Genomic DNA, 250 nt, shown 5'->3' on the forward strand with positions numbered 1-250 from the left:
GACCAGCGCCTCTATGGCGCGCTGGTAGCGCGTCCTCGTCCGGCCGCCGGTCATGGCATAGGGCCGGACCAGCGGCTGGTCGCCTTCGACGCCGTACCCGGCGTCCGTGGGGACGCCGTACGGATCGTGAGAGGCGGCGGGCGGCGTCCTTGCTTCTCTCGCGACCTCCGGTGGGCCGCCTGTCGTGTCACCGGCCGGTCGGCTGGCGGGGGGGGCGGCCGGCGGGGCACTGGGCGAGAGGGGGGTGGGT

1 pseudogene is annotated in these 250 nt (G+C 76.0%); it reads right to left on the reverse strand.

The features are described from left to right. Positions 1-147: pseudogene (locus A4V12_RS36275) on the reverse strand (DUF742 domain-containing protein); the annotation flags it as partial. Positions 148-250 lie beyond the last annotated feature (103 nt).

This window comes from Streptomyces noursei (assembly GCF_001646665.1).
Lineage (GTDB): Bacteria > Actinomycetota > Actinomycetes > Streptomycetales > Streptomycetaceae > Streptomyces > Streptomyces lavendulocolor.